Raw genomic sequence first — 23,145 nt, 5'->3', positions numbered from 1 at the left:
AAAGATTCAGTGTCCGACCAAACTTGCATTCTGCAGTCGTATCAGAAGGCAAACCCGATTTCAATCAAAAATGAAATCAGGTTTGACCTCTAAAGATCAAACCCAACGTAACTAACGACTCCTTTTGGGAGGCGTTAGAAAAGTTTGTATTACTTGATTTCTGACTTAGCGCCTGCTTCGTCAAGCTTCTTCTTAGCTTCTTCAGCTGTCTTCTTATCAACAGCTTCTTTGATTGGCTTTGGTGCACCATCAACTAAGTCTTTAGCTTCTTTGAGGCCAAGACCAGTAATTTCACGAACAGCCTTAATTACTGAAACTTTATTTGCGCCAGCTTCGAGCAAGTTCACAGTAAATTCTGTTTGCTCTTCAGCAGCAGCGCCGCCAGCAGCACCAGCAGGACCAGCAACAGCCATCGCTGCAGCTGAAACGCCAAACTTCTCTTCGAACGCCTTAACCAAGTCGTTCAAATCCATTACGGACATGCTACCTACTGCATCAATGATTTCTTCTTTAGTAATCGCCATTTTTAGCTCCTAATACTTAATAGTTAATCTGTCGCTTATTCAGCGGCAGGGGTTTGCGGTGTTTCTGTTCCAGCTTCTGGGGCTGCGGCTGCAGGCTCAGCACTTGCTTCTGGAGCTGCGGCTTCAGCAACTACTTCTGCTGGGGCTGCTGCTACTTCTGCTACCGGTGCTGCAACGGGAGCGGGTACTCCTTCTGCCTTTTGCGCTGCTACTGCGCCCAATACGCGAGCCATTGCAGATACTGGGGCCAACATGACGCCCAACAACTGAGATAACAACTCGTCGCGGCTTGGAATGGACGCAAGGGATTTAACGCCCGCTACGTCCAATAACTTACCGTTATATAAGCCAGCAGTAATGACTAGCTTGTCTTGAGTCTTAGCAAAGTTCTGTAATACTTTTGCCGAAGCAATCGGATCAACAGAGATGCCATAAATCAAGGGGCCAACCATCGAATCAGCAAGAGGCTCAAACTGTGTGCCTTGTGCAGCACGGCGTGCCAATGTGTTCTTCAAAACGCGAAGATATACACCTTGGTCACGTGCGCTAGCACGTAGCTTTGTCAACTGCTCCACCGGAATACCACGGTATTCAGCGAGCACGACTGTTTGAGCTCCAGCCAATTGAGCGCCGAGATCAGCAACAATCGCTTTTTTGTCTTGTACATTCAAAGGCACGGTTTAACTCCTAAAAAACCAACTGTTTCCAGTTGGGGTTACACACCAGCGTCTGATCATTTGTCACAAGAAAATCTTATGAAATCTTTTCAGGGTCGCCATCTGCGCTGGCTATTACTTTCGTAACGATTAAGAATTAACTCTTTACTAGCAACTAATTCACCAACGGTCTTTGATGTTCGACTCTCACTCAAAGAGCAGGAGTCGACCCAAAGTTCCTTTTGCTACAAGCGGGTTATATTTCTTTTTACTGTGCCGCTTGTATCGATGCTTGGTCTACACGTACGCCTGCACCCATCGTGCTGCTTACGGCAACCTTCTTTAAATAAATACCCTTAGATGCAGGTGGCTTAGCTTTGTTCAAAGCCTCCAGCAATGCGAGCAAGTTGGATTTCAATGCAGCAGGCTCGAATGAGCGACGGCCAATGCTGGCGTGCACGATACCGGCTTTGTCCACACGGAATTGCACTTGACCTGCTTTTGCATTCTTAACTGCAGTAGCAACGTCAGGAGTAACAGTTCCCACTTTTGGATTTGGCATCAAACCACGCGGGCCCAAGACTTGACCTAAAGTACCAACGATCTTCATTGTGTCTGGGGATGCGATCAAAATATCGAAATCAATTTTGCCGCCTTTAATTTGCTCAGCGAGGTCTTCCATGCCAACGATCTCGGCACCAGCAGCTTTAGCTTGTTCAGCTTTTTCGCCTTGTGCAAATACCGCTACACGAACATGCTTGCCTGTACCGGCTGGGAGCACAACTGCGCCACGCACAACTTGGTCAGATTTCTTAGCATCGATACCTAACTGAACTGCGACGTCGATAGACTCATCGAACTTGGCAGTTGCACATTCTTTAACGAGATTCAATGCATCTTCTAATGCATAAAACTTATTGCGATCTACTTTAGATTCGATTGCTTTTAAACGCTTAGATAACTTAGTCATGATTAGAGACCTTCCACTGTGATACCCATTGAACGGGCGCTACCAGCGATTGTTCTTACAGCAGCATCCATATCAGCAGCTGTCAAATCTGGCATTTTTGCTTTAGCAATTTCTTCTGCTTGAGCACGTGTAATTTTTCCTACCTTATCGGTATGGGGACGTGGTGAACCTTTTTCGATCTTCGCAGCCTTCTTAATCATGATGGTCGCTGGAGGCGTCTTCATGATGAAAGTGAAGCTCTTATCAGCAAAGGCTGTAATCACGACTGGAATTGGAAGGCCAGGTTCCATGCTCTGTGTTTGAGCATTAAACGCCTTACAGAATTCCATAATATTGAGACCACGTTGACCCAATGCTGGACCTACGGGCGGTGATGGATTTGCTTTACCTGCAGGGATCTGCAACTTGATAAAGCCAATGATCTTCTTTGCCATTGATTGCTCCTTAAAGCGCGCCTAACCTCATTAGGAAAGACCGCTGTTGAGTAAACGCTTCACTAGTTTTTGGCTTTCTAGATCCGCTCCTCGGTTATTACTAACCACTTAAAACCACTACTTTTTTGTTACAAAACACCCCTTTTAAATTGGGTATTTTTTACATCTTTTCTACCTGACCGAACTCCAACTCAACTGGGGTACCTCGGCCGAAAATTGTAACAGAAACGCGCAATCTTGACTTCTCATAATTGACTTCTTCGATATTGCCGTTGAAATCAATAAATGGACCTTCTTTAACGCGCACGATCTCACCCACCTCAAATAGAGTCTTGGGCTTAGGCTTATCTACCCCAGCTTGCATCTGATCCATAATTTTGGCTACTTCTGCTGTAGAAATAGGGCTTGGGCGGTTACGAACACCACCAACGAAACCGGTCACTTTTGGGGTATTTTTCACCAAATGCCAGCTCTCGTCAGTCATCTCCATCTCAATCAGGACATATCCTGGGAAAAAACGACGCTCAGATACTGATTTTGCGCCTGACTTGATTTCTACAACCTCTTCGGATGGAACCAAGATACGACCAAATTTTTCTGGCATGCCAGAGCGAGCAATACGCTCCTCTAAGCCTCTTTTAACGCTTTTTTCCATACCTGAATAAGCATGAATAACGTACCAGCGCATATTGCCAGTAGCTTGTGGGTTTGAAACTAACTCAGCATCAATCATTTTTTACTCACTTCCAGCCCAAAAAGACTGAAAAAACTAGCCATTCAATTAATTTGTCTGCAAGCCACAAAAACAAGGACATGATCACGACAAAGCCAAATACGACTAGAGTCATTTGAGTCGTCTCTTTGCGAGTCGGCCAAACAACCTTTTTTACTTCATACCAAGAATCTTTAGCGTAGGCGATAAAACGACGCCCATCCGCTGACATCGCCACAATCAAAACTGCAGCTGCTATGCCGCCAAACAAAACAGCTAAGCGAATCAATAAAGATTGATCCGCCAACGTGTAGTAAAGAACTAACGCTGCAACGACGATTAAAGCAGCGAGTCCGGAGACCCAGCTGCTCTTTTCTTCAGAGTGACTTGCTGTTTGTTGAGACATATAACTTTCAGTTTAAATCGTGGCAGGGGCGGAGGGCATCGAACCCCCAACCTTTGGTTTTGGAGACCAACGCTCTGCCAATTGAGCTACACCCCTTTATAAAAACTTATTGCAGTTTTACTACTTAAGCCAAAATCTTCGCAACCACACCGGCGCCAACAGTACGGCCACCTTCACGGATCGCAAAACGTAAACCTTCTTCCATCGCAATTGGTGCGATGAGTTTGACGGTAATCGTGACATTATCACCAGGCATCACCATTTCTTTGTCTTTTGGCAACTCGATTGAACCCGTTACGTCCGTAGTACGGAAGTAAAACTGGGGACGATAGTTGTTAAAGAATGGTGTATGGCGGCCACCTTCATCTTTACCCAAGATATACACCTCGGCTGTAAAGTGAGTATGTGGGGTGATTGAACCTGGCTTAGCCAATACTTGGCCGCGCTCAACTTCTTCACGTTTTGTGCCGCGTAACAAGATACCAACGTTATCGCCTGCTTGACCTTGGTCGAGCAATTTACGGAACATTTCAACACCAGTACAAGTAGTCTTGAGGGTTGGCTTGATACCGATAATTTCAATCTCTTCACCAACTTTAACGATACCGCGCTCGATACGGCCTGTAACAACAGTACCGCGACCGGAGATAGAGAACACGTCCTCTACTGGCATCAAGAACGCACCATCAATAGCGCGCTCTGGAGTTGGGATGTAGGTATCTAATGCATCAGCCAATTTCATGATGGCTTCTTTACCCATGGGGCCTTCGTCGCCTTCAAGCGCTAACTTAGCAGAACCTTGAATGATGGGTGTGTCGTCGCCTGGGAAGTCATACTTAGACAGAAGTTCACGCACTTCCATTTCAACTAGCTCTAACAATTCAGCATCATCAACCATGTCGCATTTGTTCAAGAACACCACGATGTAAGGAACACCTACTTGGCGGGCCAAGAGGATGTGCTCACGCGTTTGTGGCATTGGACCGTCAGCTGCAGAGCAAACCAAAATAGCGCCGTCCATTTGAGCTGCGCCCGTAATCATGTTCTTTACGTAGTCAGCATGTCCTGGGCAATCAACGTGTGCGTAGTGACGGTTTGCTGTCTCGTACTCCACGTGCGCAGTATTGATCGTAATACCGCGTGCTTTTTCTTCTGGAGCAGCATCGATCTGATCGTATGCTTTTGCTTCGCCACCGAACTGCTTGGAGAGCACGGTTGCAATTGCAGCTGTCAAGGTAGTTTTACCGTGGTCAACGTGACCAATAGTGCCAACGTTTACGTGCGGTTTAGTCCGCTCAAACTTTTCTTTTGCCATTTTTTTGTCTGCCTTTAGTTAACTCTTAAACCAACACACGAAATTTAATTTACTTACTACATAAACCATGGTGCCCATGGGCAGGATCGAACTGCCGACCTCTCCCTTACCAAGGGAGTGCTCTACCACTGAGCCACATGGGCAAATACAAATACTAAAAAACTGGAGCGGGATAAGAGAATCGAACTCTTGACCGAAGATTGGAAATCTGCTGTTTTACCATTAAACTAATCCCGCACATCTCTGGTGGAGGGGGTAGGATTCGAACCTACGTAGGCATAGCCAACAGATTTACAGTCTGCCTCCTTTAGCCGCTCGGACACCCCTCCGCGAACCCAATATTTTGACTCCAAATGGAGTTATTGTCAATCTCTCAAACCTCAAAACGCTTTGCACAAGTAAAAACGCCCAGACCTGAAAGGGTCTGGGCGTCGCATTGGTGCCCGGCAGTTACCTACTTTCACACGGGTAATCCGCACTATCATCGGCGTAAAGTCGTTTCACTGTCCTGTTCGGGATGGGAAGGAGTGGTTCCAACTTGCTATGGTCACCGGGCGTAGAAGGGCGAACTGTTGATAAATCAACAGCTCTATTTGAGTAAGCATGTAATAAGGATGCAGATTAAATCTGGCAAACATCCAACACAATAGTGCTGGTTATAGGATCAAGCCTAACGGGCAATTAGTATCAGTTAGCTTAACGCATTACTGCGCTTCCACACCTGACCTATCAACGTTGTGGTCTTCAACGACCCTTTATGTAGGTTAAACCTACGGGAGATCTCATCTTCAGGCAAGTTTCCCGCTTAGATGCTTTCAGCGGTTATCTCTTCCGTACATAGCTACCCTGCGATGCTTCTGGCGAAACAACAGGTACACCAGCGGTACGTCCACTCCGGTCCTCTCGTACTAGGAGCAGCCCCCGTCAAATCTCCAACGCCCATGGCAGATAGGGACCAAACTGTCTCACGACGTTTTAAACCCAGCTCACGTACCTCTTTAAATGGCGAACAGCCATACCCTTGGGACCGGCTACAGCCCCAGGATGAGATGAGCCGACATCGAGGTGCCAAACACCGCCGTCGATATGAACTCTTGGGCGGTATCAGCCTGTTATCCCCAGAGTACCTTTTATCCGTTGAGCGATGGCCCTTCCATACAGAACCACCGGATCACTATGACCTGCTTTCGCACCTGCTCGACTTGTCGGTCTCGCAGTTAAGCACGCTTTTGCCATTGCACTTTAGGTACGATGTCCGACCGTACCAAGCGTACCTTCGTACTCCTCCGTTACACTTTGGGAGGAGACCGCCCCAGTCAAACTGCCTACCATGCACTGTTCCCGACCCAGATAATGGGCCAAGGTTAGAACCTCAAACAAACCAGGGTGGTATTTCAAGGTTGGCTCCAGCGGAACTAGCATCCCGCTTTCAACGCCTCCCACCTATCCTACACAGACCGGTTCAAAGTCCAATGCAAAGCTACAGTAAAGGTTCATGGGGTCTTTCCGTCTAGCCACGGGTAGATTGCATCATCACAAACATTTCAACTTCGCTGAGTCTCAGGAGGAGACAGTGTGGCCATCGTTACGCCATTCGTGCAGGTCGGAACTTACCCGACAAGGAATTTCGCTACCTTAGGACCGTTATAGTTACGGCCGCCGTTTACTGGGACTTCAATCAAGAGCTTGCACCCCATCATTTAATCTTCCAGCACCGGGCAGGCGTCACACCCTATACGTCCACTTTCGTGTTTGCAGAGTGCTGTGTTTTTATTAAACAGTCGCAGCCACCTTTTTATTGCAACCCTTTCGTCCTCCCCTTGTACAGGGTCAAACTACCAGGGCGTACCTTATCCCGAAGTTACGGTACAAATTTGCCGAGTTCCTTCTCCTGAGTTCTCTCAAGCGCCTTAGAATACTCATCTCGCCCACCTGTGTCGGTTTGCGGTACGGTCTTGTTAGACTGAAGCTTAGAGGCTTTTCTTGGAACCACTTCCAATTGCTTCGCGAATAAATTCGCTCGTCTCACGCCCTTGAATTACGCTACCGGATTTACCTAATAGCCATCTCCAACGTAAGAACCGGGACTTCCAACACCCGGACAACTTTCCGCGATCCGTCCCCCCATCGCATCTAACAATGGTCAAGGAATATTAACCTTGTTCCCATCAGCTACGCATCTCTGCCTCGCCTTAGGGGCCGACTCACCCTGTTCCGATGAACGTTGAACAGGAAACCTTGGGCTTACGGCGAGGGGGCTTTTCACCCCCTTTATCGCTACTCATGTCAGCATTCGCACTTCTGATACCTCCAGCATCCTTTACAAGACACCTTCACAGGCTTACAGAACGCTCTCCTACCATCACATTGCTGTGATCCGCAGCTTCGGTTATATGCTTAGCCCCGTTACATCTTCCGCGCAGGACGACTCGATCAGTGAGCTATTACGCTTTCTTTAAAGGATGGCTGCTTCTAAGCCAACCTCCTGACTGTTTTAGCCTTCCCACTTCGTTTCCCACTTAGCATATATTAGGGACCTTAGCTGGCGGTCTGGGTTGTTTCCCTCTTGACACCGGACGTTAGCACCCGATGTCTGTCTCCCGTGATTGCACTTGTAGGTATTCGGAGTTTGCTATGGCGCAGTAATCCGCAATGGACCCCACTACCATGACAGTGCTCTACCCCCTACAGTGATACACGAGGCACTACCTAAATAGTTTTCGGAGAGAACCAGCTATTTCCAGTTTTGTTTAGCCTTTCACCCCTATCCACAGCTCATCCCCTAACTTTTCAACGTTAGTGGGTTCGGTCCTCCAGTACGTGTTACCGCACCTTCAACCTGGCCATGGATAGATCAACTGGTTTCGGGTCTACACCCAGCAACTAGCGCCCTATTCGGACTCGCTTTCGCTACGCCTTCCCTATTCGGTTAAGCTTGCTACTGAATGTAAGTCGCTGACCCATTATACAAAAGGTACGCAGTCACCCCTTACGAGGCTCCTACTGTTTGTATGCACACAATTTCAGGATCTATTTCACTCCCCTCCCGGGGTTCTTTTCGCCTTTCCCTCACGGTACTTGTTCACTATCGGTCGATTACGAGTATTTAGCCTTGGAGGATGGTCCCCCCATATTCAGACAGGATTTCACGTGTCCCGCCCTACTTGTCTCTAGCCTAGTACCACCCAATAATTTTCACATACGGGACTATCACCCTTTATTGTCGGACTTTCCATTCCGTTCTGTTAATTACTGAGATATCACTAGAAGGCTGTTCCCATTTCGCTCGCCACTACTCTGGGAATCTCGGTTGATGTCTTTTCCTCTTGCTACTTAGATGTTTCAGTTCACAAGGTTCGCTTCTCATACCCTATGTATTCAGGTATGGATACCACAAAAGTGGTGGGTTTCCCCATTCAGAAATCCCCGGATCAAAGCTTATTTACCAGCTCCCCGGGGCTTATCGCAGGTTATAACGTCTTTCGTCGCCTGTAATCGCCAAGGCATCCATCATGTGCACTTATTCACTTGATCCTATAACGAGCACCATTGCTAGTACCTGTTACAGGTTTATTTCTACTTCTGACATGTTTGCCGTAATCCAAACTGTAAGTACTTGTTAAAGAACTTGGTAAAACTCGTTTGTATTACTGATTGATGATTCAATCTTTACCCTTATTACATTGTCAAATGTCCTCTCAAAGAAACATTTGACACTTTGCTTACTCAAATTTTTAAAGAACAGCCATAAATGGCAAAACTAAACGATTAAGTCTTCGCTTAGTTTTGACATTTAGATGATGGTGGAGGATGACGGGATCGAACCGACGACCCCCTGCTTGCAAAGCAGGTGCTCTCCCAGCTGAGCTAATCCCCCAACGTCCCACTAAGTCTTGTTTCTGGCTGGTGGTGGGTCTGGTAGGACTTGAACCTACGACCCCTGCGTTATCAACACAGTGCTCTAACCAGCTGAGCTACAGACCCGTGGCTTTTATTGTCAACCGATAAGTGTGGGCACTAGGATTCAGCATCTTTCTCTAGAAAGGAGGTGATCCAGCCGCACCTTCCGATACGGCTACCTTGTTACGACTTTACCCCAGTCATGAACCCTGCCGTGGCAGTCGCCCTCCTTGCGGTTAGGCTAACGGCTTCTGGCAAAACCCACTCCCATGGTATGACGGGCGGTGTGTACAAGACCCGGGAACGTATTCACCGCGACATTCTGATCCGCGATTACTAGCGATTCCAGCTTCACGTAGTCGAGTTGCAGACTACGATCCGGACTACGATGCATTTTCTGAGATTAGCTCCCCCTCGCGGGTTGGCAACCCTCTGTATGCACCATTGTATGACGTGTGAAGCCCTACCCATAAGGGCCATGAGGACTTGACGTCATCCCCACCTTCCTCCGGTTTGTCACCGGCAGTCTCTTTAGAGTGCTCTTGCGTAGCAACTAAAGACAAGGGTTGCGCTCGTTGCGGGACTTAACCCAACATCTCACGACACGAGCTGACGACAGCCATGCAGCACCTGTGTTCACTTTCCCTTACGGGCACCTAATGTATCTCTACTTCGTTAGTGACATGTCAAGGGTAGGTAAGGTTTTTCGCGTTGCATCGAATTAATCCACATCATCCACCGCTTGTGCGGGTCCCCGTCAATTCCTTTGAGTTTTAATCTTGCGACCGTACTCCCCAGGCGGCTGACTTCACGCGTTAGCTACGTTACTCAGAATGTAAATTCCGAACAACTAGTCAGCATCGTTTAGGGCGTGGACTACCAGGGTATCTAATCCTGTTTGCTCCCCACGCTTTCGTGCATGAGCGTCAGTGTTATCCCAGGGGGCTGCCTTCGCCATTGGTATTCCTCCACATATCTACGCATTTCACTGCTACACGTGGAATTCTACCCCCCTCTGACACACTCTAGCTATACAGTCACAGGCGCCATTCCCAGGTTAAGCCCGGGGATTTCACGCCTGTCTTGTATAACCGCCTGCGCACGCTTTACGCCCAGTAATTCCGATTAACGCTTGCACCCTACGTATTACCGCGGCTGCTGGCACGTAGTTAGCCGGTGCTTATTCTTCAGGTACCGTCATTCCCGGACTGTGTTAGAGCCGGTGTTTCTTCCCTGACAAAAGAGCTTTACAACCCGAAGGCCTTCTTCACTCACGCGGCATTGCTGGATCAGGGTTGCCCCCATTGTCCAAAATTCCCCACTGCTGCCTCCCGTAGGAGTCTGGGCCGTGTCTCAGTCCCAGTGTGGCTGATCGTCCTCTCAGACCAGCTACTGATCGTCGCCTTGGTGGGCTTTTACCCCACCAACAAGCTAATCAGGCATCGGCCGCTCTAATCGCGCGAGGTCTTTCGATCCCCCGCTTTCCCCCTCAGGGCGTATGCGGTATTAGCACAGCTTTCGCTGCGTTATCCCCCACGATAAGGTACGTTCCGATGTATTACTCACCCGTTCGCCACTCGCCACCAGGTACAAGTACCCGTGCTGCCGTTCGACTTGCATGTGTAAGGCATGCCGCCAGCGTTCAATCTGAGCCAGGATCAAACTCTTCAGTTTAATTCCTGTGATCCTTGCGGATCGTCGCACTCATTCAAAAGAAATTGACTTGGTAATAAAACCAAATCTTTTTACTGTCTATGAGTACTATTTATTTACATCTGTCCCGAAGGACTTGATGCTTTCACTTAGTACCCACAATTATCGGTTGACTAATTTTTAAAGAGGGCTGTGCGTTTTGAAAATTCATAAAACGTTGCAGCAGAGAGATGAGACTTTATACCCCTTTTGAGGGTCCGTCAACACCTTTCGTAGTCTTTTTCTATAAAAAAGCGATGTTTTTTCCTACTTTTTTAATAAACCCATGTAAAACAAGGGGCGGAGGGTGGAAAATTTTTTCAATTTTTTTTCAAGAAATACGGGTTTTCATGGATAGGGTAGGAAATTTGAGGCAAATGTTCATTTTTTAACTCCATTTTTATCCCCTATACGCCTGTTTTCTTTTTATAAGGGAAAACCCTGTAATAAGCGCTGGTTTCTGCTAGTATGTTGCTATGCACAATAAATTAGGGAATAGTCACTTACCCAGCAAGCCCTATGCGGCTGGCTCTGTCGTGCCTGTTCGTGAATTGCATGCTGACCATAGGGAGCGCATTCTTAAGCATCTTTTGCAGCTGAATGAAGAGGATCGTCGTCTTCGCTTTGGGACTCAAACTCCTGATGAAGTGATTCATCGCTATGTAGAGAACCTTAATTTCAATAGAGATGCAATTTTTGGCAGCTTTGACTCCCAGCTAAACCTGATTGGTATGGCTCATTTGGCATATCTACCCGAAACAAAAGGCCAGCCATTAGCCGCAGAGTTTGGCGTATCGGTACTGCCCAATGGCCGGGGGCAGGGCATTGGTACCGCCTTATTGGCCCGCGCTTCAGTGCACTCACGCAATACTCGTATCAAAATCTTATTCGTACATTGCCTGGCAAATAACCGGGCAATGATGCATCTGGCGCAAAAGGCGGGCATGCTTGTTGAGTATGCCTATGGTGATGCCGATGCTTACTTAAAATTACCGCCTGCAAATTCAGGCACGATTGTTGAAGAGGCCGCCAACGAGCAGTGGGCTGACTTTGACTATGCACTTAAACAAAACTTTAAGCGCTCAAATGATGTGTGGTCCTGGTTTCTTGGAAAGCCAGTCGTTCGCCAAACTTAATTTGTACTTGGCGCTCCGCGCAAAATCCAGCCAGTCAATAAAGATACATCGGCATCACTCAACTTTGCATTTGCTGGCATTGGTACAACGCCCCAAGATCCTGAGCCACCTTTAATAATTTTGTTTTTTAAAAATGTAGTTGCGCTAGGGTCATTTGCATATTTTTTTGCAACGGCTTGAAAGCTGGGCCCCACAATTTTTTTATCAAGCGCATGGCATCCCAGGCAAGCATTTTGCTTTGCAAGTAAAGCCGCCTTTGTATCTTCACTGGATGCCTTCGTACTCAGCGAACATAGCATGAAGAGGGTGGCGAGTAAAAAAGATTTCAGATGTTGTTTGGATAAATTCATTACTCACTTTCCATCAAACAACTTTACTGCTTTGGCATTGAGTTTGGCTGCGATTCATCTGCCTTACCTTGTTTTTCTAGGCGCGTTTTTTCTGCATCAGAAATAATGTCGAAGTAGACGTACACATCTTTTACACCGTCAACATTGCTAGTAACTTTCTTGGCAATCGCTGCCTCGTTTTGAGTCAGAATGCCCATCAAATAAACACTGCTCCCTTCAGCAACAATGGCCATTGAATTCGATGGCAACTTGTCTGTGAAAATCATTTGGGTTTTAATTTTAGATTCGAGGTAGGAATCATTCGCACGAGCAGTAAAGCTGCTGTTTGGTCCAATGACCAATTCATTAAAGACAGAGCGGGCGTTTTTCATTCCCTTTACAAAGGTGCCGGCCTGGCCCTTAATATCGGCATCCTTCACCTCACCAGTTAACAATACCTTTTGATTGAATGATGTCACGTTAATGTGTGCATTATCACCAAAGCGCTTGGCTAAAGCATTGCCGGCCTCTAACTCAATGCCTTTATCAATTGCCTGCACAGCTGGAGAGCGGCGATCAGCTAATACGCTTGCGCCTGCCACAACACCGCCAACCACTAATACGCCACAGCCAGATAGGAAGGAGGAGATCAACAATGCGGCAAGTAATTTGATGATGAGAGTATTTCGCATATGCATACCTTTTAATGAATGAATTTATTAATCGAGCAATAAATGATCTACGCCATCGCATAAGGCATGAAGTAAAACTAAATGCGTTTCTTGAATACGAGCAGTGCGAGTGGAGGGCGCGCACAGATGAATGTCATTAGCGTCTAATAAGCTGGCAATCTTTCCGCCACCGTTACCAGTCAAGGCAATAATCTGTATCCCCATCTTTTTTGCAGCCTCAATTGCTCTCACTACATTTTTTGAATTTCCTGAAGTGGAGATAGCAATTAAGATGTCATCTTTTTTTCCGAGACCGCGCACTTGCTTAGCAAAGATTTCGTCATAGCTATAGTCATTTCCCACAGCAGTTAAAATGGATGTGTCTGTAGTCAGCGCAATCGCAGCCAACTCTTGTCGCTCTCTCTCAAAGCGACCAATTAGCTCAGCGGCGAAATGCTGCGCATCAGCAGCTGATCCACCATTACCGCAAGCCATTACCTTTCCGCCAGCGCACAGACAGTTTGTCATGGCGACTATGCCGAGAGCAACTTGCTCAGGAAGTATTTTTTCAGCGGCTTGCTTTACAGCAATGCTGTCTAAAAAATGTTGGGATGCGCGAGCGCGCAAACGTTCGAGAGTATCTTTATCCATCACATTATTATGCGCCATAGTTCAGGCAAGCTGCCTACGCCACCCATGATTTCAAAAGCAACGTATTCTCTTACTAATTAATACTATTTTTCAAAAGATTGCCTACATGGAATTAAGCTCCTTTGACTTTTTAAAACAACAGGATCTGCCAGCTGGTGCTCTATACATGGTTGCCACACCAATTGGCAATTTGGGTGACATTACCTTACGTGCACTGTATGTGCTTAATTCAGTAGACGGTATTGCCTGTGAAGATACGAGGCATAGCGCACCCCTGCTGCAACATTTTGGCATCCATAAGAAATGTGTCGCTTTGCATGAGCACAATGAAATTACTGGTGCGCAAACCATTATTGAGCGCCTCGCTCAAAATGAACGCTGGGCTTACATTTCAGATGCCGGCACACCTGGAGTATCAGATCCCGGCGCAAAACTAGTGAACGCAGTAGAAAAAGCTGGCTTTCGCATTATTCCCATTCCTGGTGCAAGTGCGGTTTCTGCTGCTATTTCTGCTAGTGGCTCTGTCATGCTGCCATCAGAAGGGCGGTTTCAGTTTCTTGGCTTCTGGCCAAATAAAGCAAAAGAGCGGGGCGCCCTCATACAAGATATTCGTAGCAATTCAAAAGTGAGCATCTTTTTTGAATCACCACATCAAATACGCGAGACCCTGGTAACGCTTAGCAAAGAACTAGGGGCAGAGCGACAGTTAATGGTAGGAAGAGAGCTGACCAAAAAATTTGAGCAGCTGGTTACACTCACTGCTGCGGATATTCCGGAGTGGCTTGATAAAGCAGAGAGCCTCAGGGGTGAATTTATTATCTTAGTGGCCGGCCGCCAAGCCAACGCGGACGAGGCCCCTGAACATTCGGCGCTCCTGCTATGGGCTAATGCCCTAAGTCCTTACTTAGGCAGCAAAGAAATTGCAGCCGTGCTAGCTCAAGCGCTTGGGCTGAGCAAAAAAGAGGCGTACCAAGTTGCGCTAGATGCAAAAGGTCAAAACGAAGAGTAATAAAAAGCTGGCATTTAGCCAGCTTTATCTAGAGCGCTAAACCTTATTTAGTCGCTGGGGCGGCCTCTTTGGACTCCGATGGAGCGCTAGCATCCTGGTAATTCAGTTGCGCAACAGGTTTAATCAACTGCTCGGCAGAGGCAGCCGCATCAGTACGTTTACCGTTATTCACATACACCAATAGCAACAAAATGATGATCAATGGCACAAAAAAGGTGGCAAACACCGTAATGATCAGCTGTTTAGGGGTTTTAATGATGCTGCCGTGCGCTTCGCTCATAGGACTTTTTATAGTTTGACGGGTTTTTAGGATGGTTCTGCAAAGATTATAACGAGAGCCTAAGGATATAGGCACTTACAATAGCGCAGTTAGTGAATTTCATATTGGCGCCCGTAGCTCAGTGGATAGAGTATTGGCCTCCGAAGCCAAGGGTCGCAGGTTCGATTCCTGCCGGGCGCACCAAAACAGAGGGGATTTTGACCTACATCATGCGTGAATTCGTGAAAAAGGCTATCATTTCTACCTAACTTATTGATTCTTATCATGTCAAATCATCTAAATTCTGCACTATCCGAACCATCCATGGTTAATCCTTTGGCTCCAGATCTTCCGTTGCCGCACCGAAAAGTTATTCGTAGCTGGTTGATCCCTATGGCTCAGGGTGAAACAGCAAAAGCAATTGCCTTGCTAGCATTAGATGCTGTTTTATGGCTTGCCTGCATAGCTGGAACCATTTTTATTGAGAGCGTACTGATCAAAATCGTATTGGGTTTAGTTGCTGGTTTTGTTACTGGTCGCATCTTCATCTTAGGCCATGATGCTTGCCATCAAAGCTACACACCGCACCGTGAACTTAATAAAGTACTCGGTCGCATTGCATTCTTACCGTCCCTAACCCCATATAGCTTATGGGATGTAGGGCACAACGTTGTTCACCATGGTCAGACTAATCTCAAGGGCTTTGACTTTGTTTGGGCTCCATTATCAAAAGCAGAATTTGATGCTCTGCCTTCCTGGCGTAAAGCCGTAGAGCGTCTTTACCGTAGTGGTTGGGGACCTGTTTTCTACTACCTCATTGAGATTTGGTGGAGACGTGAGTACTTCCCGAATGCAAAAAATAAACCTGGCGATCGTCCAATTTTCTTGAAAGACAATTTACTGGTTACTGGCTTTGCCATTATCTGGATTGCCTGTCTCATTGCCGGCGCCCTCGCCACCGGTCAATCTGTTTGGCTTGGCCTCATCACTGGTTTTGCTCTTCCTTTCCTATTCTGGAATGGAATGATTGGTTTTGTGGTCTATGTTCACCATACCCACACCTCAGTCTCTTGGTATGACAAGAAATCTGAGTGGTTGCGCGCCCAGCCTTTTGTATCCACCACAGTGCATTTGACCTTTAATTGGATTTGGGGCTCTTTAATGCACCATATCATGGAGCACACAGCCCATCACGTAGATATGAGCGTGCCGCTATATCGCCTTCAAGAGGCCCAAAATACCCTGGAAACCATCCTTCCAGAGCGTATTTTTATCCAAAAATTCTCTTGGGCATGGTATTTCGAGACGGCTCGGAAGTGCAAGCTCTATGATTTTGAAAATAAGGCCTGGCTTGATTTTGATGGCAATAAAACGGCCGATTCGGTACGAGTTGTCCTGAGCCCAGCCCCAGCGGGACAAAACGGGTAAAATAGAACTTCTGTACAAGATTTGAATTGCCCGGATTACCCATGACTACTTCGACTCCAGCTGCTACCCAAGAAACTTCACAGAGCCTTAAGTTCTGCTCCTCATGCAGTCGCGAAAAGCGTCTGGAAGGTGGCACTTGGATTCCGACAAGCAATCGCAAGCAGCGCTGGATTTGCGCAAGTTGTTTATACAACCGTACTCATCGTACGGGCTCAGCAAAAACCTAAGACTTAATTTAGCTTTAACAGTTTGGGATTGATCAATCCCCGACATTGGGATTAGTTTGGCACTCTGTACCAAACGCCAACTTATTTCCTTGACCCGGGACATACTCCACGTCGTCACCCACATACTCCAAAGGAAACACAATGAAAACGCAAGACACATTTAAATTTGCAGAAACACATGAGTGGGCTAGCATTGAAGATGATGGGCTAGTTTGGGTAGGCATTAGCAATTACGCGCAAGAAGCTTTAGGTGATGTGATGTTTTTCCAAGCGCCAAAAATTGGCCAACAAGTGAAGCAGGGCGAAGCCATAGCTGCAATAGAGTCCGTTAAAGCGGCGAGCGATATTCATGCTCCCATCAGCGGTGAAATTGTTGCTCTTAATGAAGAGGTGGATGTCAGCCCTGAAGTGGTGAATACCCAGCCGTATGCAGTTTGGTTATTTAAAATTAGACCAACATCTTCTGAGATATTGAGTTCTAACTTAAACGACTTAATGTCGCTCACACAATACGAGTCTAGCGCAGGTGCTTAGATAGCAATCGGATCGCGCTCTACCAACCATCGAATACGTGATGTTTTACTGATTCTTCCTGTGGAATCTTGGCGCAATTCTTGATCAATTACTTCAAGTGTTTCTTGTAGTAACTTGCGATTACCTGACTCAATTAATAATTGGGCGCGCTCTGCACCCGCTACCCGCATGACTGGCTTAGGGACTGGGTCATACATCTTAAGCTCTCTCGTAATCAGGCCCTTATTTTTTATTCGCGCCTTGAGTTCATTCAAAAACTGAATCGCCTGATCTAGGTTTTTCCCTTCTGCATGAATGAGTGCTTGATATGAGTAGGGTGGTAATTTTGCCTCTTCGCGCTCTTTAGCGGTAAATGCTAAAAATCCATCGACATCGTGTCTTAATAAATACTGAAATACAGGCGCCTCTGGGTATTGTGTCTCGATAAAAATATCTCCCCCGGCCTCACCTTTGATGCCCGATCTTCCTGCACGCCCGGCCACTTGAACTAACTGCGCAAATAATCTTTCGGCAGCCCTAAAGTCTGCTGAATAGAGTCGACTATCTGCCTCTAATACGGCGACTAATCCAATATTTTGATAGTCATGTCCTTTAGCAATCATTTGAGTGCCAACGACAATGTCAACATTGCCATCATGTATTTTTGTAAAGAGAGCCTCTGCCCCTTTACTCCTTCTACTTGAATCTGTATCGACCCGCAGCACTCTCGCTTGTGGCCACATTTCTTCAATAGCATCTTCTAATTTTTGAGTCCCATGACCTAGCGTCTTTAGATCTGCATTTCCACAATCAGGACAAAACTGTGGAATGGGCTTTACTAACCCACAATGGTGACAATTCAATACCGATCTTTTAGTTAAAGCGCCGGCCTTATGAATTACCGTATAGGTAGAGCATTGATTACATTTTGACAACCAATTACATGCTGAGCAACTGAGTACCGGAGCATAACCGCGCCGATTAATCAAAATCAAACTTTGCTTTTTTTCTGCAAGTGATTTTGTAATAGCATTTGCAAGCGTCTTTGTAATCAGACTTTTTTGCTTAGGCGCGCCTGCATTGCCTGGGCTAAATTGATTTTTTGGATCACGTGTATTAATCAAATGCACGCTAGGTAAACTTGCACCCTGGGCGCGCTGATTAAGTCGAATATTTTCATAGCGCCCGGATTGAGCTGCTAACCAAGTTTCTAATGATGGAGTGGCAGAAGACAAGAGGATAGGGATTTTTTGATCATGCGCTCGCCAGATTGCTAAATCTCTTGCTGAGTATCTAGTTCCATCTTGTTGCTTATAAGATGGGTCATGCTCTTCATCCACCACGATGGCACGTAAATTTGGCATGGGCGTTAAGGCTGCTAGCCTGGTTCCTATAATAATTTGCGCCTTGCCAGTCATTGCCTCATACCAAGCAATACCTCTTTTCTTTTCGCTGACACCACTATGTAACACTGCCATTTTTTTATCTGGGAAGTAGGCTCTTACGCGTCTTTCTAGTTGCGGAGTTAAGTTAATTTCTGGCACTAGTAAAAGTACTTGGGCGCCCTCTTCGTTAAGAGTGCTTGCAAGCCAATTTAGAAAGACGGCCGTCTTGCCACTCCCCGTTTGGCCCTGCAACAAAATTGTCCTGAATTGATTTTCTTTTTGAGAATCTGCCAGTAATTGAGATAGGGCGACCTTTTGATCGGAATTCAATTGCTCTACCGTTATCAAACCTTCTGCCACTGTTACAAGCTTTTTTTTATTTTTTTTGTCTGCAGATTCCAGTTTTTTCGGTATTTTTTCCCATTCATCTGCTTTTTTCCACATCTGCGGTATGACCGGCAATGCGGTTTCCCCTAAAGCATGGATGTAATACTGGCTTGCAAAACTCATTAATCGTAATAAGGCGGGGTCCAATACAGGAAGTGGTGCAAGGCGATCTACGTATTTGAGCTTTTCGATCTCATAATCGGAGTGATTGCTTACTTTTATTACCAGCCCAATTTCTTTTGATCGTGCAAAGGGTATCTCAACTACATTGCCAATTTCAGGCAATTTGCCTATCTTTTCAACATCCCACAGGTAATCAAAGCCCTGCACTAAAGGCTTATCTACTACTACCTGCACTACGATAGGCTGAGGATCATTTACTAAAATTTGTTATTTAACCCTGTGGATAAGTCTGTGGATATCATTTGCTACTCTGCGTTTCTATAGTTATTTTATAGGAATGCTATCTTGGACAGAAAATCAATATTTTATTAATTTTCAATATAAATCAATGGCTTACAGTCGTTTATAAAGGTAATGTTTAATAATTCCCACGAATCTCACTGTATTTTTTATTTTGCACATTTCTGTGCATAACTTTTATCAAAATACTGCCCTAAGTTAGCAATTACTTATAGTTAGTGCTATGTACGCAAGGCTTTTGAGTGATTGATTACAGCCTCGGAAAGAGCCGCCACATTTTCAGGTGGGGTAAATTGGTTAATGCCATGCCCTAGATTAAAAATATGGCCATCGAGGGAATGCAGACCAGGCTTTAACGCAGGAGCGCCCGCCAAGTCATTCAAGAGGCTCTCAGCAGCAGTTGCAACTTGCTTTGGTTCTGAAAACAAAATTAGCGGATCTAAGTTGCCTTGCAAAGCCAGCGGTTTATTGATGTCTAAAAGCTGCTGACGAACGCGGCTTAAGCGCATCGTCCAGTCGATCGCAATGACATCTGCCCCAATTTGCGCCATGTCATTTAACCAAATACCACCGCCCTTTGTGAACATAATGATTGGGATCTTGCGCCCCTCATGTTCAAGAGGTAATAATGCAATCACTTTTTGCATAGCAGCCAAAGACATGCGCTGATACCAACCATCGGGAAGTAATCCACCCCAAGTATCAAAAATCATTAGCGCTTGTGCGCCTGCCTTAACTTGCTCAATTAAATAAGCAGCCACAGACTGCACATTAATCTCCAGAATATGCTCAAGCAAATCTGGGCGGCTAAACATCATGGTCTTGGCATGACGAAAATCGTCTGAGCCCGAACCATCAATCATGTAGCAGGCTAATGTCCATGGGCTGCCAGAAAAACCAATCAGCGGTACGCGCTGCTTACCATCTTGAACCAAAGCTTTGCGAATTTCTGATACAGCATCAAAAACATATTTAAGCTGATCCATGTCGGCAACGCGTAATTTTTTAACTGCTTCTTCCGTGCGAAGAGGATGATCAAAACTAGGTCCTTCGCCTGCTGTAAATTTCAGACCTAAACCCATAGCATCGGGAATGGTCAAAATGTCCGAGAACAAAATCGCTGCGTCTAATGGGTAACGATCCAAAGGTTGGAGGGTTACTTCAGTTGCATGGGCTGGATTTTTAGCTAACCCAAGAAAGCTTCCAGCTCTTGCGCGGGTAGCGTTGTACTCTGGTAGGTAACGACCAGCTTGGCGCATGAGCCAAAGCGGTGTTTGATCAACCGCTTCACCCAAGCAGGCTTTTAAAAATCGGTCATTTAACAACAAGGAAATATCCGATACTTACTTTTTACGACGGAAACGAGCAATCGCAGCCAGCTGTGCTGCTGCCATTGCAAACTCTGATTGAGCTAAAGCCAAATCAAATTCTGAACCACGATTTTGCATAGCTTCTTCAGCGCGTTTCTTTGCGTCGTTAGCTTTTGCTTCATCAAGGTCATGTCCGCGAATAGCGGTATCGGCCAATACGGTGACATGATCTGGCTGCACTTCTAAATAGCCGCCTGCAACGAATACAAACTCTTCATCACCATCAGCTTTTTCAATACGAACTGAGCCTGGACGAATGCGTGTAATCAAAGGAGTATGGCCGCGCAAAATACCGAGCTCACCATTTTCTCCAGGAAGCGCTACAAACCTGGCTTCACCGCTGAAAATAGATTTCTCAGCACTTACTACATCGACGCGTATGGTTGACATAATTTCCCTAGATGAATTCGATTAAAGCTTCTTAGCTTTCTCGATGGCTTCATCAATTGAACCCACCATGTAGAACGCTTGCTCTGGCAAGTGGTCCAATTCTCCGCTGCAAATCATTTTGAAACCACGGATAGTTTCTTTCAATGGAACATACTTGCCTGGTGAACCAGTAAATACTTCAGCAACGTGGAAAGGCTGGGATAAGAAACGCTGAATTTTACGTGCACGTGACACAGCTAATTTGTCTTCCGGTGACAACTCGTCCATACCCAAAATAGCAATAATGTCGCGCAACTCTTTGTAACGCTGCAAAGTCATCTGAACTTCACGAGCGACATCATAGTGCTCTTGACCAACTACTTGTGGGTCAAGCTGACGGCTAGTTGAGTCCAGTGGATCAACCGCTGGATAAATACCCAAAGCAGCAATATCACGTGACAACACTACTGTGGAGTCTAGGTGTAAGAAGGTTGTAGCTGGTGATGGATCGGTCAAGTCATCCGCAGGAACGTAAACGGCCTGAATAGATGTAACAGAACCAGTCTTCGTTGAAGTAATGCGCTCTTGCAGCTTACCCATTTCTTCAGCCAATGTAGGCTGATAACCCACGGCGGAAGGCATACGGCCTAACAACGCTGATACTTCGGTACCGGCGAGGGTGTAACGGTAAATATTGTCAACGAAGAATAAAATATCACGGCCTTCGTCACGGAATGCTTCGGCCATTGTCAAACCAGTCAACGCAACGCGCAAACGATTACCTGGAGGCTCGTTCATCTGACCAAAAACCATAGCCACTTTATCTACAACGTTAGATTCTTTCATCTCGTGGTAGAAGTCATTACCTTCACGAGTGCGCTCACCAACGCCAGCAAACACGGATAAACCTGAGTGTTGTTTAGCAATGTTGTTAATCAATTCCATCATGTTCACGGTCTTACCAACCCCCGCGCCGCCGAACAAGCCAACCTTACCGCCTTTAGCAAACGGGCAAACTAAGTCAATAACCTTAATACCGGTTTCTAACAAGTCAACGGATGGTGAGAGTTCTTCAAACTTTGGTGCTGGCTGGTGAATGGCGCGACGCTCTTGGGTAGCAATAGGGCCTGCATCGTCAATTGGGCGACCCAAAACATCCATAATACGGCCAAGCGTGGCTGGACCAACAGGTACAGAAATTGGAGCACCAGTCGATTTTACTTGCATACCGCGACGCAATCCATCACTAGCGCCCATAGCAATTGCGCGAACTACACCATCACCAATTTGCTGCTGAACTTCAAAGGTCAAACCTTTTTCAGCAAATGATTTTTCTCCGCTCTCAACTAATGTCAAGGCTTCATAAATGTTTGGCATGTTGTCACGTGGGAACTGAATGTCCACCACTGGACCGATACACTGCACGATATTTCCGTTACTCATCGCATTTCTCCGCTTTTAATTCCTGAATTCTTTCGTATTCCTAAACGCTAACCGCTTAAACCGCAGCCGCTCCGCCAACAATCTCTGACAACTCTTTAGTAATAGCAGCCTGTCGTGTCTTGTTGTATTCCAATTGCAATTCGCCAATCACGTTCTTTGCATTATCTGACGCAGCCTTCATAGAGACCATGCGGGCAGATTGCTCAGATGCCATGTTTTCAGCAACAGCTTGATAAATCATTGCCTCTACATAACGCTTAAGCAAGCCATTTAAGATGGACTCCGCATCAGGTTCGTAGATGTAATCCCAAGAATTTCCTGCTTTCTCTTCTGGAGTCAATGCAACTGACTCCAGTGGTATGAGTTTTTCTAAAACAGGCTCTTGTTTCATTGCATTTACAAAGCGGTTATATGCCAAATAAACAGCATCAATTTCACCGCGCTCAAACGCCTCTAACTGGGCAGTTATTGCGCCAATTAACATGTCCATATGTGGTGTATCGCCAATATGGGTTGTTTGAGAAATTATCTTTGCTTTTGAACGATTTAGAAACTGGAGCCCTTTTGAGCCGATAGCAGTATATTCAATATCAATATTGCTGCCTTGCATATCGCGCACTTGGTTTGCAATCAGACGCAATACGTTGGTGTTTAGTCCGCCACATAAGCCCTTATCTGTTGTAACCAAAATTGTTCCAATTTTCTTTACGTCACGAATTACCATGTAAGAAGAGCGGAACTCAGGATTTGCTTTTGAAAGATTAGCAACAATCTCACGAATTTTTTCAGCATACGGGCGCGCATTACGCATACGCTCTTGGGCGCGACGCATCTTGGATGCGGCGACCATTTCCATTGCCTTAGTGATCTTGCGCGTATTTTGCACGCTCTTGATCTTAGATCGTATCTCTTTTGTGCTTGCCATGATTTATGCGA

At 46.2% G+C, this 23,145-nt stretch carries 20 protein-coding genes, 7 tRNA genes, 3 rRNA genes and 1 pseudogene; 6 read left to right on the top strand and 25 right to left on the bottom strand.

The window, feature by feature from the left end; translation table 11 throughout:
• Positions 1–149: 149 nt before the first annotated feature.
• From rplL to ICN22_RS01530, 16 genes and pseudogenes are all read right to left on the bottom strand, one after another.
• Positions 150–524, bottom strand: a complete 375-nt coding sequence (gene rplL, locus ICN22_RS01605) for a 50S ribosomal protein L7/L12 (protein WP_173941805.1) — start codon at positions 522–524, stop codon at positions 150–152.
• A gap of 158 nt (positions 525–682) precedes the next feature.
• A pseudogene (gene rplJ / locus ICN22_RS01600) lies at positions 683–1,201 on the bottom strand (50S ribosomal protein L10); the annotation flags it as partial.
• A 247-nt stretch (positions 1,202–1,448) separates the two neighbouring features.
• Positions 1,449–2,150: a 50S ribosomal protein L1 gene (rplA, locus tag ICN22_RS01595; protein ID WP_216168555.1), complete on the bottom strand. Its 702-nt coding sequence runs from the start codon at positions 2,148–2,150 to the stop codon at positions 1,449–1,451.
• Positions 2,151–2,152: 2 nt separating this feature from the next.
• Positions 2,153–2,584 carry a 50S ribosomal protein L11 gene (gene rplK, locus ICN22_RS01590; protein WP_011901890.1) on the bottom strand — a complete coding sequence of 144 codons (432 nt, stop codon included), beginning with the start codon at positions 2,582–2,584 and terminating at the stop codon, positions 2,153–2,155.
• A 160-nt stretch (positions 2,585–2,744) separates the two neighbouring features.
• Positions 2,745–3,317 carry a transcription termination/antitermination protein NusG gene (nusG, locus tag ICN22_RS01585; RefSeq protein WP_215305627.1) on the bottom strand — a complete coding sequence of 191 codons (573 nt, stop codon included), beginning with the start codon at positions 3,315–3,317 and terminating at the stop codon, positions 2,745–2,747.
• A 7-nt stretch (positions 3,318–3,324) separates the two neighbouring features.
• Positions 3,325–3,702, bottom strand: coding sequence for a preprotein translocase subunit SecE (gene secE, locus ICN22_RS01580; RefSeq protein WP_216168554.1), 378 nt, complete (start codon positions 3,700–3,702; stop codon positions 3,325–3,327).
• Between the two features lie 20 nt (positions 3,703–3,722).
• A tRNA-Trp gene (locus ICN22_RS01575) sits at positions 3,723–3,798 on the bottom strand.
• A 28-nt stretch (positions 3,799–3,826) separates the two neighbouring features.
• The gene (tuf, locus tag ICN22_RS01570; protein ID WP_215305625.1) at positions 3,827–5,017 is read right to left on the bottom strand and encodes an elongation factor Tu; all 1,191 of its coding nucleotides are present in this window, start codon (positions 5,015–5,017) and stop codon (positions 3,827–3,829) included.
• A 68-nt stretch (positions 5,018–5,085) separates the two neighbouring features.
• Positions 5,086–5,160 (bottom strand) — tRNA-Thr (locus ICN22_RS01565).
• A gap of 20 nt (positions 5,161–5,180) precedes the next feature.
• A tRNA-Gly gene (locus tag ICN22_RS01560) sits at positions 5,181–5,254 on the bottom strand.
• Positions 5,255–5,261: 7 nt separating this feature from the next.
• Positions 5,262–5,346, bottom strand: a tRNA-Tyr gene (locus ICN22_RS01555).
• A gap of 112 nt (positions 5,347–5,458) precedes the next feature.
• Positions 5,459–5,572 (bottom strand): 5S ribosomal RNA (gene rrf / locus ICN22_RS01550).
• A gap of 105 nt (positions 5,573–5,677) precedes the next feature.
• Positions 5,678–8,551, bottom strand: a 23S ribosomal RNA gene (locus ICN22_RS01545).
• Between the two features lie 267 nt (positions 8,552–8,818).
• A tRNA-Ala gene (locus ICN22_RS01540) sits at positions 8,819–8,894 on the bottom strand.
• A gap of 30 nt (positions 8,895–8,924) precedes the next feature.
• Positions 8,925–9,001 (bottom strand) — tRNA-Ile (locus ICN22_RS01535).
• 57 nt (positions 9,002–9,058) lie between these two features.
• Positions 9,059–10,591 (bottom strand): 16S ribosomal RNA (locus ICN22_RS01530).
• The 16S, 23S and 5S rRNA genes sit together here with 5 tRNA genes alongside, the layout of an rRNA operon.
• 494 nt (positions 10,592–11,085) lie before the next feature.
• On the opposite strand from ICN22_RS01530, the gene ICN22_RS01525 reads away from it, so the two are divergent.
• Positions 11,086–11,745, top strand: a complete 660-nt coding sequence (locus tag ICN22_RS01525) for a GNAT family N-acetyltransferase (RefSeq protein WP_216168553.1) — start codon at positions 11,086–11,088, stop codon at positions 11,743–11,745.
• Here ICN22_RS01525 and ICN22_RS01520 read toward each other — a convergent pair.
• Genes ICN22_RS01520 through ICN22_RS01510 form a run of 3 tightly spaced genes read right to left on the bottom strand, consistent with a single transcriptional unit; the run spans position 11,742 to position 13,414 of the window.
• Complete coding sequence (locus tag ICN22_RS01520) at positions 11,742–12,095, bottom strand: c-type cytochrome (RefSeq protein ID WP_255533784.1); 354 nt, start codon at positions 12,093–12,095, stop codon at positions 11,742–11,744. The genes ICN22_RS01525 and ICN22_RS01520 overlap by 4 nt on opposite strands.
• A gap of 23 nt (positions 12,096–12,118) precedes the next feature.
• Positions 12,119–12,766, bottom strand: a complete 648-nt coding sequence (locus tag ICN22_RS01515; protein WP_216168552.1) for a BON domain-containing protein — start codon at positions 12,764–12,766, stop codon at positions 12,119–12,121.
• Positions 12,767–12,793: 27 nt separating this feature from the next.
• A complete protein-coding gene (locus ICN22_RS01510) occupies positions 12,794–13,414 on the bottom strand; it encodes a phosphoheptose isomerase (RefSeq protein ID WP_304610400.1) in 621 nt (206 codons plus the stop codon).
• Between the two features lie 88 nt (positions 13,415–13,502).
• Here ICN22_RS01510 and rsmI point away from each other — a divergent pair, with 88 nt between their 5' ends.
• Positions 13,503–14,405, top strand: a complete 903-nt coding sequence (rsmI, locus tag ICN22_RS01505) for a 16S rRNA (cytidine(1402)-2'-O)-methyltransferase (RefSeq protein ID WP_216168551.1) — start codon at positions 13,503–13,505, stop codon at positions 14,403–14,405.
• A 43-nt stretch (positions 14,406–14,448) separates the two neighbouring features.
• Here rsmI and ICN22_RS01500 read toward each other — a convergent pair whose 3' ends face one another.
• The gene (locus tag ICN22_RS01500) at positions 14,449–14,685 is read right to left on the bottom strand and encodes a hypothetical protein (protein ID WP_255533782.1); all 237 of its coding nucleotides are present in this window, start codon (positions 14,683–14,685) and stop codon (positions 14,449–14,451) included.
• Positions 14,686–14,792: 107 nt separating this feature from the next.
• Between ICN22_RS01500 and ICN22_RS01495 the strand changes: the two genes are divergently transcribed.
• From ICN22_RS01495 to gcvH, 4 genes are all read left to right on the top strand, one after another.
• Positions 14,793–14,868 (top strand) — tRNA-Arg (locus ICN22_RS01495).
• A 189-nt stretch (positions 14,869–15,057) separates the two neighbouring features.
• Positions 15,058–16,092, top strand: a complete 1,035-nt coding sequence (locus ICN22_RS01490) for a fatty acid desaturase (RefSeq protein WP_255533812.1) — start codon at positions 15,058–15,060, stop codon at positions 16,090–16,092.
• Positions 16,093–16,133: 41 nt separating this feature from the next.
• Positions 16,134–16,319, top strand: coding sequence for a hypothetical protein (locus ICN22_RS01485; RefSeq protein ID WP_041396810.1), 186 nt, complete (start codon positions 16,134–16,136; stop codon positions 16,317–16,319).
• 141 nt (positions 16,320–16,460) lie between these two features.
• The gene (gene gcvH / locus ICN22_RS01480; protein ID WP_216168550.1) at positions 16,461–16,853 is read left to right on the top strand and encodes a glycine cleavage system protein GcvH; all 393 of its coding nucleotides are present in this window, start codon (positions 16,461–16,463) and stop codon (positions 16,851–16,853) included.
• On the opposite strand, the gene priA is transcribed toward gcvH, so the two are convergent.
• From priA to atpG, 5 genes are all read right to left on the bottom strand, one after another.
• Positions 16,850–18,961, bottom strand: a complete 2,112-nt coding sequence (gene priA, locus ICN22_RS01475; protein WP_369411553.1) for a replication restart helicase PriA — start codon at positions 18,959–18,961, stop codon at positions 16,850–16,852. The genes gcvH and priA overlap by 4 nt on opposite strands.
• A gap of 287 nt (positions 18,962–19,248) precedes the next feature.
• Positions 19,249–20,361: a uroporphyrinogen decarboxylase gene (hemE, locus tag ICN22_RS01470; protein WP_216168813.1), complete on the bottom strand. Its 1,113-nt coding sequence runs from the start codon at positions 20,359–20,361 to the stop codon at positions 19,249–19,251.
• Between the two features lie 9 nt (positions 20,362–20,370).
• Entirely contained in the window at positions 20,371–20,787 is a 417-nt protein-coding gene (locus ICN22_RS01465) for a F0F1 ATP synthase subunit epsilon (RefSeq protein ID WP_216168549.1), read from the bottom strand.
• 21 nt (positions 20,788–20,808) lie between these two features.
• Positions 20,809–22,209: a F0F1 ATP synthase subunit beta gene (gene atpD, locus ICN22_RS01460; RefSeq protein WP_216168548.1), complete on the bottom strand. Its 1,401-nt coding sequence runs from the start codon at positions 22,207–22,209 to the stop codon at positions 20,809–20,811.
• Positions 22,210–22,264: 55 nt separating this feature from the next.
• On the bottom strand, positions 22,265–23,134 hold the full coding sequence (gene atpG / locus ICN22_RS01455) for a F0F1 ATP synthase subunit gamma (protein WP_216168547.1): 870 nt from the start codon (positions 23,132–23,134) through the stop codon (positions 22,265–22,267).
• Positions 23,135–23,145: the final 11 nt, after the last annotated feature.

It is taken from the genome of Polynucleobacter bastaniensis (assembly GCF_018882205.1).
In the GTDB taxonomy this organism is placed as follows: domain Bacteria; phylum Pseudomonadota; class Gammaproteobacteria; order Burkholderiales; family Burkholderiaceae; genus Polynucleobacter; species Polynucleobacter bastaniensis.
Note: the sequence above shows the minus strand (reverse complement) of the source record. Positions and strands in the feature narration are given on the sequence as shown.